We start from the raw sequence: 15452 nt of genomic DNA on the forward strand, positions 1-15452 counted from the left end.
ATTATCCGAGCACATGCTGTAGTCCGTCATTCTGATACTGGCCGTCGGGATCTACAGGTACACCGAAGCCGAGCTCGGTCGGTTCGGCTTCCAGCATGGAATCGTCGAGAAATGCCACCGCTTCGTTGACCAGCGCGTCCGGATCGTGAGCGGCCCATTCCGGACTGCTCGAAATCAATCCCGATTGAAAAAGCGTTTCCTGGGAATATTGCTCGCCGCCCACATAGGTAATGCCGAGAGAATCCAGGTCGGCGATCACCGCGTTGTTGATGAGCGCATTTCCCCCGGTCGAGATCGACCACGTCGCGTCTGCGTGGGGATTGAGGGCATTCAGCGCCAAGGCGATCTGGTCGCTGTCGCCGACGATGTTGGTCTGGCTGATATACTGGATATTCAGCAAGTCACCGCTGATATAAAGAACGCGCAGCCCAGCCGTTCCCGCAAACGCCGGGTCGGTCAAAATGCCTTGGGAAATATCTCTTCCGCCGGCGGCAAAATCGTTGGCCGCATCCAGATAGGCCGAAGGCAGAGCGCTGAAACGGTCGGCGCCGCCGATATTATAGATATGAGCCTGGTTCCAGAGCAGATTTCCGCCACTGGATATCGTGCCCTCACCGGTCGTTCCGAAACCCGTAACCGCACCGACGACATCGTTGTCGAACAATATGTTCGTCTGGTGGATGATATTGGCATCGTACAGACTGCCGCCAATCAGGATCAGATCATAGGACTGGCTGAGCTCGTAGATCGAGATCTGGTTCACGCTCGTATTGTCGCCGGCGATGACCCTGGTCGTGGCGCCGGAAGACGACAGGATGCCGATGTCGTTGTCGGACATGAAAATGTACTGTTCCAGCCAGTTTGCGATCAGCAGATCACCGTGGATTTCTGTGACCGCCCAGCTTGCGGGATATCCGCCGGCATTTGCCGGAGCGTTGCCGTCCTCCAGCGGATCGACCCTCTGGAATGTCGCAATATTGAATATTTCATCCGGCGCGCCGTCGTTCGTCCAGCCGCTGATGGCCGAGGTGATCGCATCAGTATTCTGGATGATGTTCACCTGGATGACTGCGTTGATCTCGAAGTGATTGCCAACGACCGCGGTTACCGTCGCGCCGGTCCAGATATTCTTGAGAACAGCATCATTGACGACGGTATTGTTGCCGCCGACCAACTCGACCGAGGCTTCCACCTCGACCGAGCCATCCGCATAGACGTGGACGTTGGATGGCTGAGCATCGTCCTCCGCATCGGCATCGGCTTCATCACCGGCGTCGGCGGCATCATCTGCTTCATCTTCGTCCTCACTGAAGGAATGATGGTCCTCCAGCTTCGGCGCCTCGTCGACGAGCACGCCGTTGACGTAAATGCCTTCGATCGTGGTGGACTGATGGAGGAAAGCCTCCATCGGTCCGTCGGAACCGGCCGCAAGGGCCTCCAGCTGGCTGGCGACGGTCTTGATGATCTCGATAAGCTCGTCCGAGGACTTGGGCATTTCGAGATCGCCGATAGGTGCGTCCGCAAGGACATCCTGGGCCGTCTGCAGCAGCTCGCTGTTGTCAACCGGGGTGGGATTGAAGGTCAGGCCATGTCCCCCGACGCCGAAACTGTCGTTGTCGGAAAGCGAGGCGGCCTGAACGATGAAATTCGCAACCGAGCCGGGAGGCTGTATCTCCCAGGTAAAGGACTTGCCGCTTGCGTAGAACGGGTACTCGTACTGCGGCGTCTCGTGCGGGCCGTGATGCGTCTTGATTTCCATCGTGGGGATCGGCGGATGATCGTATCGGCCCACGAAATGGGGATGCCAGATCGGCGTGAAACTGGCAGGCGCCTTGTAGACCACGCCCGGATCGAAACCGAGCAGATCGTAAGGCGCCTCGAAATCGGAGCGGATCACCGCTGATGTCTGGATGAATTGTTCGGGCGTGTAGAGCGAGAAGTCCTGGTAACTTTCCCGCAGGCGCGCATCCTCGACGTTCGTGTGGAAGAGGCCGATGAAATGAGCGATTTCCTCGGTGATTGTGTCCATCGTCGTCATGACCGCTGCCTTTGTATTGGCATGCCTGCATCACAGGTCGTTCGGAATGAGGGACTGCGCAGGAGCGTCTGCGCAGTCCACGATGTGAAGTCTCTCCCTAAGGCAGGAAGTTGTGTCGCTTAGACGCCATCTTCGGTGTCGTCGCCAGCCACCGTGCTGGAGAGGTTCCCGCCCACGATCGTCATATCGATCGCGTTCTGCTGCAGGTTCGCACCCATCACGATTTCCTGGTTGAAGGCGTGAGTTTCGATGACGGCATCGGACGAAGCTGAACTCGTCCCGGTCACGAAACCATCGTCACCGTTGCTCGAGCCCCAGGTACCGCCATCGCCGCCGGCTGCGCCAGAACCGGTGGAGGCCCAGCCACCCGCGCCGCCGGCTGCGCCAGCTCCGCCGAATGCCCAGCCGCCGACAGCTCCGCCGCCGGTACCATCGGCCCATGCGCCACTGAGTGCCCCGCCGCCTTCGCCAGCCCCGGATGTCGCGTCACCACCGGTAGCATCGCCGCTGGTTGCCGCACCGGTTGCCGCTGCGCCACCGGTACCGCCACCGCCTGCTGCGCCGTCACCGCCCAAGCCGGCACCAAGACCGGCGCCGAAGCCGGCACCGAGACCGGCACCAAGGGCACCGCCGCCATCGCCGCCATTACCGGCATCCGAGGCTTCGCCGCCGTTACCACCTTCGGAGTCGCCGGCGTCGCCGCCTTCGCTATCCCCGCCGTTACCGGCGTCTTCGCCGTCGCCGCCGTCGTTTTCAACGAAGATCGGGTTGATGAAGCCGAGGCTTCCGCCGACGAGAGCTCCGGCATCGCCGCCTTCGGAATCGCCGCCGTCACCGCCTTCGTCAGCGTCGCCGCCGTCCGAGTCGCCGGCGTCGCCACCGTCACCGGAAGTGTTGCTGCCGCCGCTATCGCCGTCACCGGCAAATGCAAGTCCTGCGCCAAGGCCGAGACCCAGGCCAAGACCCAGACCGAGGCCGTCGCCGCCACGCCCGCCATCGCCACCAGTGCCGTTGCCGCCGTCGGCATCGCCGCTGTCGGCGTCGCTGTCGCCGTCGCCGCCGTCGGCATCGCCGCCGTCGCCTTCACCGCCAATTGCAGCGCTTGCGGCCAGGCCGCCGAGGCCGTCGCCGCCAAGTGCGAACCCGCCGAGCGCCGTACCGCCGTTACCGCCGTCACCGCCGTCGGCATCCGCATTGCTTCCGCCGTCACCGCCGCCGCCGCCGGTATTGATCCCTTCCGAGGCGATCGCAAAACCACCTTCGGCGGTAGGATTCATCTCGAACGAGCCGTCATTGCTGACGCTGGCGCTTTCGAGCTTGTCGTTGTCCTGCAGGTTGGCGACCTGGCTCAACACATTGCCGACATCGTTGCCTTCACCCGTCAGGGCGTTGTTGAACAAGTTGTCGATGTGGATGTTGAACATCCCGTCGATGGAACTGTCCGTCATATCGACGTCTGCAAAGTCGTCGTCCGACGGCAGGTATTCGTCAAGGTTGACACCGACATCGACCGTGACAGCGGTCTCATTGACGTTTGCGTTGAAGTTGCCGTTGCCATTGAGGTTCAGGCTGCCGTTACCGTTGAGGTTCAGGTTGCCGTTACCATTCCCGTTGCCGTTGAGGTTCGTGGAATCGCTCGTCTGGCTCTGGCTTTGGTCGCTGGCCTGTTGTTGCTGCTGCTGCTGCTGTTCCTGTTGTTGCTGCTGCTGCTCCTGGCTATCAGGATCGTCGACCAAGGTGTCGAACACATTGCGTTTATCTACCATCACACAGTCCTCTTACTGACTGCGACGGCGTGACCGCCATTCATCTTTTTGGGGTCTTTGCTCGTCGCGGTTGAAATGAGTCATTTGCCTCTGGCGACAAGGCGCGCGTCAACGCGACCGTTCGCCGGTCTTTCTCTCGTGATGTCTGATTTTTTTCCTCTCCCCTACGTTTCCCGAGAGACTTGGAATGAGCGGCGCGTGGATCGCATACTCACTACATTTTGCACCGACGAGCATTCTTCAGCGCTCGTTCTTCAAGTGCTTCGGGATGGGAGCACTGTGTGCCGAATGAGCAGAAGAAATAAGGTGATATTTCGATCTAGCACAACCTGATGAATACTATGTGAGCATAGTTACATGGGCTATATGATCTAACCAAGAAGACGTATACCACATCGGCACAAAACTACCCTTATGTATGCAGCAACTCATTCACAACGCGAGGAAACGCTGTCTGATCATGGTCCGTTCGCCTGGGAACGACCTTGAAGGCCCCATTCGGTCGCCGATTCGATCTATTCCATAAATCCTTCGGTCTATTCCCAGCATTGGGCTCTTGGTTTACCGTTCCCTAATAAGATCTTCGGAGCACCACTGTGCGTGTACTTTCGATCAACGACGGGAGGGGGACATTTCCATGCAAATTCCGCATGGTATTTCGCAACATGTCGGCTTGGATCTGGCAACAAACGCCTTGAAGAGAATGAATGCGATCCGAACACTCCTCTTCATCTGCTCACCCGGAACAATCTCCACCGCAATGACGGCGGCCATCGAAAGCGAGTTCCCATGGCTCTCCGTCAGGACGGTCCCCGACCTGAAATTGGCCTCGGTGGAATTCGATAATCCGGTCCAGCTCGTGCTGGCGGACGTCCGCCTTGCCTCCGCTCTCGCCGAATACTGGCCGGAGCTCGCCAGGCACCATCCTGCTGCAACCCTTGCGCTGATGGGTACCGACGATGGCGAGATAGCCTCCGATCATCGAAGGGCGAAAGAGCTTGAAATCGTGCAGGGTATCCTGCCGTTCAACGTCAATCTCGACGTCTTCCTGTCAGGTCTGCGGATCATATTGAAGGGTGGTACATATTTCCCTTCTACGGGTTACCGGGCCCAGAGAAACGCCCCTCTCGAAGGCGAAGAGCCGGCGGATCTCAAGCCAGCCCTATATCAAGCCGGCAAGCCGGCGATTGAAAAGCTGACAAAACGCGAGAACGAAATTCTTGTCAGGATGGCCATGGGCAATCAAAACAAGATCATCGCGGCCGCGCTCGGTCTATCCGAACATACCGTGAAGATTCATATCCACAACATCATCACCAAGCTCGGCGTGCATAACAGAACAGAAGTCGTCGCTCTCTATTTCGAATATAGACGCAAGGATACGACCGGCAATGCAGGCGACACGAACCGCGGTCAGGACGGCCGCTCCCTCTCAGGCGACAAGTACTAGGCTCCAGGACATCCTGCTCCTGATCGGGCAGCTGAATTATACCTGGACCAATACGGAAAGCCTGCTGATCCACATGATCGCAGGCGTTGCCAAGGTGGACAAGGAAACGGCGATCGTCATCTTCCTGACCTTGAATACGACCCGGGCCCGGGTCGATCTCGTGGAACGGCTGACCAAGATGCGCAAGACCGCGCCGGCCTGCCGCAAGGAAATCCTGGAGGCCACTCGTCGTCTTTCTGAGGAAGCGAAGCTTCGCAACAAATACAATCATTGCATTTATTCATTCGATCCCGACAGCGGCCGCAACATCACGCAATCGATGCGGATCTTCGAAAGCAGGGACGAGATCAAATACGGAAAGATCGAGGAGCTCGATGCGCGCGAGATCAGCCGGATCCGGGAAAGCATCAATTCGCTCGTCGCGATCAACAGGATGTTCTGGGACATCACCGAACGTTACGGCTTCCCCACCTAAACCTCAGCAAGGCGTTACCCTAGGCCCGGAACCGCTATGCCGGGTAGGAAGCCGTTGAGAGCGTCGGCCAGCGTGACGATCGAAATGAGATGGCCGGCATCGTCAGTGATGGAAATCGCCCGCAAAGCCAGGACTTCTCCCTGCTGAATATGTTCGACGACGATGTCTCTCATTCCAGAGATGACTTCGGCCGTGGCTCTCTCGATATCGAGGAAGTCGAGGCCTTCGGTATCAGGAATAAAACCGTCTTTCAGATCGACATTCAGGAAATATCTCACCATGGAACCCAACCTCCCGGGGATAGCGTGGCGGCCACTTGAAACTGCGAATCCAACCCGTGGCAGAAGCGGCGCTGACAACCTGCAAGCGTCTACTCCCACATCTCCCGATCTGCGATTAAGCTCAATCAGAACATTAGGAGATATATAAATTACTCATGGTTCCGGTCAATCCGGAATTGGCAGCTTACCATAGAAATGGGACTTTAAACCTTCGCAGCCGCAGGCTTTGCGGGTGATCACTTAGGCCTAATCGCGTGCCTCTCCACAAGCCAGCGCCTTGCCGCATGCATATTGATGCTCGCCCAATCATGGTTCAGCGCAGAAATGAACAAGCTGTCATTCTGGAGGATAAATTCCTGAAGATATTGCTGCAGTTCGAAAGCATCTCCGTCGAACTCTACCAACCATGCGGTTCCGGATAACTTGCAGGTTACAAGCGGCTGAATCCTTTTGCGCGCGCGATTGTATGATTCAACCTTCTCGAATTCCAATATAACCAGAAACACTGCCATACATCGCACCTCCAGGCAGGAGGAAACAAATATTGCTGCGCAAAGTTCCCTTCGGAAAATTCGGAGGATTTTTTTTGTAAGGGCGAAAGTTTTCTCAAGGGAAACTCCGCATTCAGGTGCGGGTTTGCGCTGCATCGGAGCGCTCTGCGAAACCTTGAACCAAGGTGATCTCGACGCCAGGCAGCTTCGGCAAGCCCCGCACCGCCTCAGGATATTTGTCCAGGTCTTGGAACGCGAGACAGCGGGGACATGGCATTTCAACCGCGCCGCAGCCGCAGCATCGGGTACCGGTATACGGTTTGGCAGGATGAGCTTCGCAAACCCAGCCCGTGTCCTTGCAGTCTCCGCACCTGAACATGAGCGAAATCCTCTCTGAACCGCAGGGTCGGAGGATAACACGCGCGTGAGTCGCGGGCAGTTGCGCCAAATGAGCTATATCCATAGGCCTATCGGCCTCGTGGCTGATGGAGAAAATAGACCGCTTTCAGGCGGGACAGCGCTCCATCGAGATCCACGGCGGTCGATCGCGGCCACCACCGCGAGCGGTCATGCGCTGGTGCCGCCTTGGGACCATATCGCTCAAAATATCATCCAGTTGATCACGATCCCGATCCACGGCATAACCGGCCCGAACAGCCGGGACATTTGAGATGGATGAAAAGTTCGACATCGGTGCACGCCTCAACGCCATGCGCGCGGCCGCCGGCCTTTCGCAGCGCCAGCTCGCCGAAAGGGCGGGTGTCCCGCACGCGCAGATATCCAATGTAGAAACCAACAAGGTCAGCCCTTCCGTTTCGACGCTTCGCAAGATCCTGAACGGTCTCGGCGTCGGCATGGGCGATTTTTTCGAGCCGGAACGCAGCCCGCCGAAAGGCCCGTTCTTCTCGGCGCACGAACTGGTCGACCTGACTTCCAGGGTCGCAACATCGCCGATTGCAGGCGGTGACGGCACGCTGATCTTTCGCCAGATCGGCGATGCGCGGGCGCATAACCTGCAGATCCTCCACGAGATCTACGGCCCCCATGCGGACACCGGCGAAACAAGGCTGCAGCACGCTTCCTCGGAAGGCGGCTATGTGGTCGAGGGCGAGCTGGAAGTGACGGTCGGCGACGACGTTCGCGTCCTCAAAGCCGGCGAGGCTTACCTCTTCGACAGCCGCATCCCTCACCGGTTCCGCAACCTCTCGGACCGGCAGACAATCGTCATCTCGGCCTGCTCGCCGCCCTATCTGTGATTTCGTGATTCCCCTCTTGCTCAAAATAATGAGCGCGATTATAGCTTAGGTCATCGACTTTAGGGGATATCGCCATGACCGTTTCAGCAGATCTGCAGTCCCGCCAGAAAGCCGCTGTGGCGGGCGGCGTCGGAACCCGGGGCATCTTCGCCCGGAAAGCCTTGAATGCGCAGCTCTGGGACGTCGACGGCAAGCGCTTCATCGATTTCGCCGCCGGCATCGCGGTCAACAATACCGGTCATCGCCATCCGGCCGTTATGCGCGCCGTCGCCGAGCAGGCGGAGCACTTCACCCATACCTGCTTTCATGTCGCGCCCTACGAAGGCTACGTGCGGCTCGCCGAACGGCTGAACGCGATGGCGCCGACCGGAGCTGAAAACCGCACCATGCTGGTAACGACCGGCGCCGAGGCGGTCGAAAATGCCGTGAAGATCGCCCGCGCCCATACCGGCCGCGCCGGCATTATCGCCTTTTCGGGCGCCTTCCACGGCCGCACCCTGCTCGGCATGGCGCTGACCGGCAAGGTTATGCCTTACAAGAAGAATTTCGGCCCCTTCCCGGCCGACATCTACCACGCGCCCTTCCCCAACCCCTATCTCGGTTTCTCGATTGAAGAGGCGATCGCCGGGCTCGAGCGGCTGTTTGCAGCCGATGTCGATCCGGAACGGATTGCGGCCTTCATCGTCGAGCCGGTCCAGGGCGAAGGCGGCTTCAACGTCGCACCGAAGGAATTCCTCGTACACCTTCGCGCAGTCGCGGATAAATATGGCATCGTGCTGATCGCCGACGAAATCCAGGCAGGCATGGCGCGCACCGGCAGGATGTTCGGTTTCGAACATGCCGGCGTGAAGCCGGATATGATCACCATGGCAAAGGGTCTGGCCGGCGGCTTCCCGCTTTCGGCCGTCACCGGCAAGGCCGAGATCATGAATGCAGCCCATCCGGGCGGGCTGGGCGGTACCTATGCCGGCAATCCGCTGAGCGTCGCCGCCGCCAATGCCGTGCTCGACGTCATCGAGGATGAGAAGCTCTGCGAACGCGCCGCCGAAGTCGGCCGCCGGATCACCGAGCGGCTGACCATGATCGCCTCCCGCCAGGGCATGGAACACATTGGCGAAGTGCGCGGTCTCGGGGCGATGGTAGCCTTCGAACTGGTCGAGGACCGCCAGTCGAAAGCGGCATCGCCCGCCCTCACCAACCGCATCATTGCGGAAGCGGAGGCACGCGGCCTAATCCTCCTGTCTTGCGGGACACGCTTCAATGTGATCCGTTTGCTGCCGCCGCTCACCATCGAGTGGGAGGTTCTGGAGGAAGGGCTCGCCATTCTCGAAGCTTCGATCGAAGCAGCGTTCTCCGACGCGACCGCTTCGGCAGCCGCTTGAGCCTCACTCATCGCCACTGACCGCAGGTCCGATCCGGCCCGCGGTTTCTCTTGGTCGCAGTGGCCTTTGGGAACGCTGCAAAGATAAGGAAAAGCGCATGAACGGCGCCGATATGCTGTGTGACGTCCTTCTGGTGAACGGCGTCGATGTCTGCTTTGCCAATCCCGGCACATCGGAGATGCATTTCGTCGCAGCCCTCGACCGGAAGCCGGCCATGCGCTGCGTGCTCGGCCTGTCGGAAGGTGTCGTGACGGGTGCCGCCGACGGCTACGCCCGCATGGCGGACAAGCCAGCCGCCACTCTTCTCCACCTCGGCCCCGGCCTCGCCAATGGCCTGGCCAACCTTCACAATGCCCGCCGCGCCCGCACGCCGATGCTGAACGTCGTCGGCGACCATGCCTCCTATCACCTTCAATATGATGCACCGCTGACCAGCGATATCGAAAGCCTGGCCCGCCCGATGTCCCATTGGGTCGGACGCGCAAGCGGCCCAGCCGACATCCGCCGTTGCACCGAAGAAGGCTACGTGGCGGCACTTGCCAATCGCGCCGTCTCGACCATGATCCTGCCGGCGGACGCTGCCTGGGGCGAGGTTTCGCCGGAGACGCTCGCGCCTGCCGCCATCCCTGCCCCTCCGGCGGTCGACCCCGAAGCCCTGAAAGCCGCCGCTGCCGCGCTGCGCGGCGGCAAGCGGGCAGTGATCATGCTGGCGGGTGCAGCGCTGAGGGAAAAACCTGCCGAAATCGCCGGTCGCATCGCAGCCACCACCGGCGCGGTGCTTTTTTCCACGTCCTCGGGCCGCAGCGCCCGCGGCGCCGGGCGGGCGCTCGCCAGACCGGTGCCCTACAAGATCGATCTTGCGCTCGAAGCGCTGCAGGATTTCGAGGTCGCCATCTGCATCGGCGGGCCACGCCCAGTCACCTTCTTTGCCTATCCCGGGAAGCCGAGCACGACCCTGCCGCCTTCCTGCGAGGTCATCCAGCTCGCCGAGCACGAACACGATCTCGCCGACGTGCTGGCGACGCTCGCCGATGCACTCGGGATCAAGCAGGGCTCGGACTTCATCCGCAACCGGTTCATCCAGAATGATATCCAGGTTCCGACCGGCGCGCTGACCCCCGATGCAATCAGCTTCGCGATCGGGCGCCGTCTACCGGAAAATGCGGTTGTCATCGATGAAGGCCTGACCTCCGTCGGCCAATATCCGGTTCTGGCACCCGGGCTCCCACCCCACGATCACCTTCCGATCACCGGCGGCGCCATCGGCATCGGCATTCCGCTGGCGGCAGGTGCCGCGATCGGCGCGCCGGACCGCAAGGTGGTTGCGATGCAGGCCGACGGCAGCGGCATGTACACGGTGCAGGGCCTCTGGACCCAGGCGCGCGAACAACTCGACGTCGTCACCATCGTCTTCGCCAACAGCGCCTACCGCATCCTTCAGGGCGAAATGACCAATGTCGGCGTCAATGCCTACGGCCGCAATGCCCAGCGGATGCTCGATCTCGACGCGCCAAAACTCGACTGGTGCTCGCTCGCCAAAGGCCTCGGCGTCGAAGCCGGCCGCGCGACGACCATCGAGGAATTCGTCAAGCTGTTCGACGGCGCGCTTAGCCGCAGGGGGCCTTTCCTGATCGAGGCCGTCATCGACTGATTGCTGCAGAGATTGCCCGCAGCCGTTACATCGCGACCAGATGACCCGGTGAAACAGTCTTATAGCCGAGCGGATTGACTTTATAGTCGACGGGGCGGATCGGGCTCTTGAGCTCGTCGCTGGCGACCGTCCGCTTTTCGCGGCGGCGATCGGGATCCGGCACCGGCACGGCGGCCATCAGTTTCTTCGTATATTCATGCTGCGGATTGCCGAACACGGAAGCGCGCGGGCCGATCTCGACGATCTCCCCGAGATACATGACCGCGACGCGGTGGCTAACGCGCTCGACCACTGCCATGTCGTGGCTGATGAACAGGAAGGCGAGGTTGAGGCTTTGCTGCAGGTCGAGCATCAGGTTGATGACCTGCGCCTTGATCGACACGTCCAGCGCCGAGACGCTTTCGTCGGCGACGATCACCTTCGGCTCGAGCGCGAGCGCCCGGGCGATGCAGATACGCTGTCGCTGGCCGCCGGAGAATTCGTGCGGGTAGCGGTTCACCATGTCGGGCGTCAGGCCGACCTTGCGCAGCATGTCGGCGACCACGTCCTTCGCCTGTTTCGCCGTCCCCATCTTGTGTTCGAGATAGGGCTCGGCGATCGCCTGGCCGATCGTCATGCGCGGGTTGAGCGAGGCGAACGGGTCCTGGAAGATCATCTGCACGGATTTGCGCATCTCGCGCATCTCCCGCTTGTCGAGCGCCAGCACGTCCCGTCCCTCGACGACCACCGAACCGGCATCCGGCTCGATCAGCCGCATGATGGCGCGGCCGGTCGTCGACTTGCCGCAGCCGCTTTCGCCGACTAGCGACAGCGTCTCGCCGGCATGCAGATCGAAGGAGACGTTCTCGACCGCATGGACACGGCCGCTGACACGGCCGAACAGGCCCGAATGGATATCGAACCGCTTGGTGAGGTTCTTCACCTCCAGAATGGGCCGGTCGTTGGCCGCAACCGTATCGGCCACCTCCACCTGCACATCGGATTCCCCGGTCGCCGTGTTGACGACAGGAAAGCGCAGCGGCCGCTCGTATTTCTGCATCGAACCGAGCACCGGCACCGCGGCGAGCAGCGCCCGCGTATAGGGGTGTTTGCCGCGATGGAAGATATCCGGCGTATCGCCCGTCTCCACCTGCTCGCCGCGATACATGACGATCGTCCGGTCGGCGACTTCGGCAACGACGCCCATGTCATGGGTGATGAACAGGACCGACGTCCCCTCCTCGTCCTGCAGCAGCTTGATGAGGTCGAGGATCTGGCCCTGGATGGTCACGTCGAGCGCCGTCGTCGGTTCGTCGGCGATCAACAGCTTCGGCTTCGACGCCAGCGCCATCGCGATCATCACGCGCTGGCGCATGCCGCCCGAGAAACGATGCGGATATTCGTCGAAACGCGACGCGGCCGACGGGATGCGCACCTTTTCGAGCAGCCGGATGGTTTCGGCCTTGGCTTGCGCCGCCGACATCGCCTTGTGGCAGAGCAGCGCCTCGGAAATCTGGTCGCCGATGGTGAAGAGCGGATTGAGGCTCGTCATCGGCTCCTGGAAGATCATCGCGACCTCGTTGCCGCGCACCTTGCGCATCTCGTGTTCCGGAAGCGCCAGAAGATTCCGCCCGCCGAGCATGATCTTGCCGGCGATGCGGCTCGTGCCTTCCTGCAAGAGCCGCATGATGGAGAGCGAGGTGACGCTCTTGCCGGACCCGCTTTCGCCGACGATCGCCACGGTTTCACCGGGGGCGACGGTGAAGGAAACGTCACGCACGACCGACTTCCACTCGCCGTCCACATTGAACGAGGTGGTCAGGTTTTCCACCGAGAGGACCGGCTGAGCGGACTGGGTGGCTTGTGCTTGCAAGATGGCCATGATCGTTCCCTTCTTATTGTCGTCGGCGGTGCGTGGAGCCCCTCCCCCTTGTGGGGAGGGGTTGGGGAGGGGAATTCACTCCGAGTGAAAACCCCTCCCGCCTGCCGGCCACCCTCCCCACAAGGGGGAGGGTTAGTCTGCCGTGCTGTACCTCAGTCCGGCCAGCGGAGAGCGCCGTCGAAACGGTGGCGGCTGCGCTCTTCGATCGGCGTCGCGATGATCTCGTTGGACGCGCGTGCCTTATCGAGTTCTTCCGTCAGACGTTTCGCAACGATAGTTTCCTGCCCCGGATGCAGGTTGCAGGGGTCGAGGTAGAAATAATGATGCTCCACCTCGTGGTCGCGGACGATGATCGGCGGATTGCCGCGGCCGAGTGCGGCGGCGAGATCCCAGGCGGTAATGTGCGCTTCCGGCGCGGAGATGATCACCCGCATGCGGTCGAGCGGGTTGTTGGTCGGATCCGGCTCGATCAGGGCCGTGACACCCGGGCGGCCGTCGAGCGTCTGTTTCCAGAGGTTCAGATAGCCGGTCTCGCGCTCGCGGATGCCCGCGTGATCGCGCTTCTCCCAAGCTTCCAAGGCCGCCATGACGCCGAAGACGCTCTCCTTGCCGACCTTCATGCCGCGACCGATGCCCATGTTCTGCAGGAAGGCGCTGCGCACCAGCTCTTTCTCGCCCGCGACGATGCCCGAAGTCGGGCCGCCGAGGAACTTGTGGCCGGAATAAAGGACGATATCCGCACCCTGTGCCAGGAAGAGCTTAAGGTCATATTCGGAAGCCGCATCGACGATGACCGGCACGCCCTTCGCATGGGCGATCTCGACGAACTCGACAAGGTTGAGCAGACCGTAGTCGACGACATGGTGCGAGACGACATAGACGGCGGCAGCCGTCTTCTCGGTGATCGCATTTTCCATATGGTAGCGGTGCGTCGAGGTCGCCTGGCCGATCAGCACGACTTTGCCGCCGGCCAGCCGGATCGCCTGGTCCACCGGCGCGCCATAACTTACCACATGGCCCATCTGCACGAGCACTTCGTTCTTGTCGGGCACCGTGTCCGGCAGCTTCTCGATTGCCAGCAGGTTATTGCCGGTAATCGCGCCAGCGACTGCGAGGCTGATGCCCGAGGAACAGGAGGCCGTCACGAAGCCCGCCTCACCACCGGTCAACCGGGCGATGATCGCGCTCGCCTTGCGCTGCAGATCGTTGATCTCCACGAATTGCGGCAGGATAGCCGCCATCGCCTGGATTGCTTCGGGAACGACAATGGAGGCCCCGAGGCTTGTCATCGTTCCGGAAACGTTGATGACCGGGCGAAGGCCGATCTGGGTGCGGATATCATCGCTCATTGTGGTTCTCCAAAGTGGCGGCCAGTGGCGAATTGCCATCGACAACTATGCCATAATAATGTAATAGCCTCTCGAAATCACACGAGGAGCGTTGAATTGGACGCAAAGACTTCATCCGCAGGCCTCTCCGGTGAGGCAGGTTCCGAAGTGGAAGCCCAGGGCGCGCGTCGCACGCGTGTGAGCGGCATCGACCGCGCGCTGCAGGTGATCGACTATCTCTACGAAACGGGCGCGCCAGCCGGTGCCTATGCGATCGCCAAGGCGGTCAAGGCGCCGCTGTCGACCGTTTATGTGATCATCGACGATCTGGTCGAGAAGAACATGCTTGCCCGCAATGCCGACGGTTCGATCTGGCTCGGCGCGAGGCTCTACCATTACGGCCTCGCTTATGCCCGGTCGCTCGATTTCATGAGCGTCGCCACCCACGAAATGCACGACCTCTGCCGCGAGGCGGGCGAAACCGTGCAGGTCTGCGGCCGCGACGGCGATTACATGCTGGTGCTCGCCATGGCGGACGGCCCGAGCCATTACCAGGTCGCTTCGCGCGTCGGCACCCGCGTGCCGCTCAACTGGACGGCATCCGGCCGGCTTCTCGTCGGGCATCTGCCGGAGGCCGAGCGGATCGAGCTTTTCAAGCGCTGCGCCCGCACCTCGCCGACCGGCCGCGCCGAGATCGACGCCCGCACGCTGTCCGACTCGGCCGGCAAGGCCTTCGAGCAGCGGCTGTCGATCCAGGTGGCGGAGTCCGATTATGCGGTTGCCTGCATCGCCTCGCCGGTCTGCGACCGGAGCGGTGAGTGCATTGCCACCATTTCCATCGTGCTGCCGGAACAGAAGGTGGTTTCCGACGGGAACCACTATACGGAGCACGTCCGCGCTTCCGCCCAGCGGATCGAGAAGCTGATGGGTTGGCGCAACCACTGACCTTGTCTCCTTAGTCGTTCAGCGAGACGATCGCCTCGATTTCGACGGTGATATTGCCCGGCAGCGAGCCGAAACCGACCGCCGAACGGGCATGCTGGCCCGCATCGCCGAACACGGCAATGAAGAGGTCCGAGCAACCGTTGATGACGCTCGGATGATCCTCGAAATCCGGCACGGCATTGACCATGCCGAGCAGCTTCACCACCCGCTTCACCCGCGAAAGGTCGCCGAGCGCCTCGTGCATGACCGCGAGCAGGTTGATGCCGACGAGCCGCGCATGCTGATAGGCGAGATCGACGCTGACATCGGCGCCGACCTTGCCGGCATGCAGATGGCCATCCGCCTCGCGCGGCCCCTGGCCGGAGAGGTAGAGCATGTTGCCTTCGCGCACATGCGTGACGAAATTGGCGATCGGCGGCGGCGGCGGCGGCAGCTTGATGCCGAGCTCGATCAGCCGATCGTAAGGTGTCTGTGCCGTGGGAGCGGCCTTTGCTGAAGACGTATTCACGTCAACTCCTGTCATGCGAT

Annotated in this window: 13 protein-coding genes; 6 read left to right on the top strand and 7 right to left on the bottom strand. The window is 61.2% G+C overall.

Annotation, left to right across the window (positions count from 1 at the left end):
* Position 1: 1 nt before the first annotated feature.
* Entirely contained in the window at positions 2–2038 is a 2037-nt protein-coding gene (locus tag LZK81_RS18380; RefSeq protein ID WP_233954170.1) for a hypothetical protein, read from the bottom strand.
* 119 nt (positions 2039–2157) lie between these two features.
* A complete protein-coding gene (locus tag LZK81_RS18385) occupies positions 2158–3804 on the bottom strand; it encodes a hypothetical protein (RefSeq protein ID WP_233954171.1) in 1647 nt (548 codons plus the stop codon).
* Positions 3805–4360: 556 nt separating this feature from the next.
* Between LZK81_RS18385 and LZK81_RS18390 the strand changes: the two genes are divergently transcribed.
* Together LZK81_RS18390 and LZK81_RS18395 are read left to right on the top strand one after the other, a co-directional pair.
* Positions 4361–5254 carry a helix-turn-helix transcriptional regulator gene (locus tag LZK81_RS18390; RefSeq protein WP_233954172.1) on the top strand — a complete coding sequence of 298 codons (894 nt, stop codon included), beginning with the start codon at positions 4361–4363 and terminating at the stop codon, positions 5252–5254.
* Complete coding sequence (locus LZK81_RS18395) at positions 5196–5729, top strand: hypothetical protein (protein WP_046624553.1); 534 nt, start codon at positions 5196–5198, stop codon at positions 5727–5729. Before LZK81_RS18390 ends, LZK81_RS18395 begins: the two co-directional genes overlap by 59 nt.
* A gap of 14 nt (positions 5730–5743) precedes the next feature.
* Here LZK81_RS18395 and LZK81_RS18400 read toward each other — a convergent pair whose 3' ends face one another.
* Together LZK81_RS18400 and LZK81_RS18405 are read right to left on the bottom strand one after the other, a co-directional pair.
* On the bottom strand, positions 5744–6010 hold the full coding sequence (locus LZK81_RS18400) for a DUF6894 family protein (RefSeq protein WP_037085768.1): 267 nt from the start codon (positions 6008–6010) through the stop codon (positions 5744–5746).
* Positions 6011–6246: 236 nt separating this feature from the next.
* Positions 6247–6522, bottom strand: coding sequence for a hypothetical protein (locus LZK81_RS18405; RefSeq protein WP_046604256.1), 276 nt, complete (start codon positions 6520–6522; stop codon positions 6247–6249).
* A gap of 650 nt (positions 6523–7172) precedes the next feature.
* Here LZK81_RS18405 and LZK81_RS18410 point away from each other — a divergent pair.
* The 3 genes from LZK81_RS18410 (at position 7173) to LZK81_RS18420 (ending at position 10790) form a co-directional block, all read left to right on the top strand.
* Complete coding sequence (locus LZK81_RS18410) at positions 7173–7757, top strand: cupin domain-containing protein (protein WP_046604254.1); 585 nt, start codon at positions 7173–7175, stop codon at positions 7755–7757.
* 74 nt (positions 7758–7831) lie between these two features.
* Positions 7832–9139, top strand: a complete 1308-nt coding sequence (gene gabT, locus LZK81_RS18415; RefSeq protein WP_233954173.1) for a 4-aminobutyrate--2-oxoglutarate transaminase — start codon at positions 7832–7834, stop codon at positions 9137–9139.
* Between the two features lie 97 nt (positions 9140–9236).
* The gene (locus tag LZK81_RS18420; protein ID WP_233954174.1) at positions 9237–10790 is read left to right on the top strand and encodes an acetolactate synthase large subunit; all 1554 of its coding nucleotides are present in this window, start codon (positions 9237–9239) and stop codon (positions 10788–10790) included.
* Positions 10791–10815: 25 nt separating this feature from the next.
* On the opposite strand, the gene LZK81_RS18425 is transcribed toward LZK81_RS18420, so the two are convergent.
* Both LZK81_RS18425 and LZK81_RS18430 read right to left on the bottom strand, forming a co-directional pair.
* On the bottom strand, positions 10816–12651 hold the full coding sequence (locus tag LZK81_RS18425) for an ABC transporter ATP-binding protein (protein WP_233954175.1): 1836 nt from the start codon (positions 12649–12651) through the stop codon (positions 10816–10818).
* 152 nt (positions 12652–12803) lie between these two features.
* The gene (locus LZK81_RS18430) at positions 12804–14000 is read right to left on the bottom strand and encodes an aminotransferase class V-fold PLP-dependent enzyme (protein WP_233954176.1); all 1197 of its coding nucleotides are present in this window, start codon (positions 13998–14000) and stop codon (positions 12804–12806) included.
* Positions 14001–14096: 96 nt separating this feature from the next.
* On the opposite strand from LZK81_RS18430, the gene LZK81_RS18435 reads away from it, so the two are divergent.
* Complete coding sequence (locus tag LZK81_RS18435; protein WP_233954177.1) at positions 14097–14924, top strand: IclR family transcriptional regulator; 828 nt, start codon at positions 14097–14099, stop codon at positions 14922–14924.
* 10 nt (positions 14925–14934) lie between these two features.
* On the opposite strand, the gene LZK81_RS18440 is transcribed toward LZK81_RS18435, so the two are convergent.
* Positions 14935–15447, bottom strand: coding sequence for a RidA family protein (locus tag LZK81_RS18440; protein WP_046599924.1), 513 nt, complete (start codon positions 15445–15447; stop codon positions 14935–14937).
* Positions 15448–15452 lie beyond the last annotated feature (5 nt).

The sequence above is a fragment of the Neorhizobium galegae genome, from assembly GCF_021391675.1.
GTDB lineage: Bacteria > Pseudomonadota > Alphaproteobacteria > Rhizobiales > Rhizobiaceae > Neorhizobium > Neorhizobium galegae_B.

Coding starts and splice junctions, on each gene's coding strand:
- LZK81_RS18420 (WP_233954174.1), top strand. CDS start 9,237: ATGAACGGCGCCGATATGCTGTGTGACGTCCTTCTGGTGAACGGCGTC.
- LZK81_RS18380 (WP_233954170.1), bottom strand. CDS start 2,038: ATGACGACGATGGACACAATCACCGAGGAAATCGCTCATTTCATCGGC.
- LZK81_RS18440 (WP_046599924.1), bottom strand. CDS start 15,447: ATGACAGGAGTTGACGTGAATACGTCTTCAGCAAAGGCCGCTCCCACG.
- LZK81_RS18405 (WP_046604256.1), bottom strand. CDS start 6,522: ATGGCAGTGTTTCTGGTTATATTGGAATTCGAGAAGGTTGAATCATAC.
- LZK81_RS18410 (WP_046604254.1), top strand. CDS start 7,173: ATGGATGAAAAGTTCGACATCGGTGCACGCCTCAACGCCATGCGCGCG.
- LZK81_RS18430 (WP_233954176.1), bottom strand. CDS start 14,000: ATGAGCGATGATATCCGCACCCAGATCGGCCTTCGCCCGGTCATCAAC.
- gabT (WP_233954173.1), top strand. CDS start 7,832: ATGACCGTTTCAGCAGATCTGCAGTCCCGCCAGAAAGCCGCTGTGGCG.
- LZK81_RS18395 (WP_046624553.1), top strand. CDS start 5,196: ATGCAGGCGACACGAACCGCGGTCAGGACGGCCGCTCCCTCTCAGGCG.
- LZK81_RS18425 (WP_233954175.1), bottom strand. CDS start 12,651: ATGGCCATCTTGCAAGCACAAGCCACCCAGTCCGCTCAGCCGGTCCTC.
- LZK81_RS18385 (WP_233954171.1), bottom strand. CDS start 3,804: ATGGTAGATAAACGCAATGTGTTCGACACCTTGGTCGACGATCCTGAT.
- LZK81_RS18400 (WP_037085768.1), bottom strand. CDS start 6,010: ATGGTGAGATATTTCCTGAATGTCGATCTGAAAGACGGTTTTATTCCT.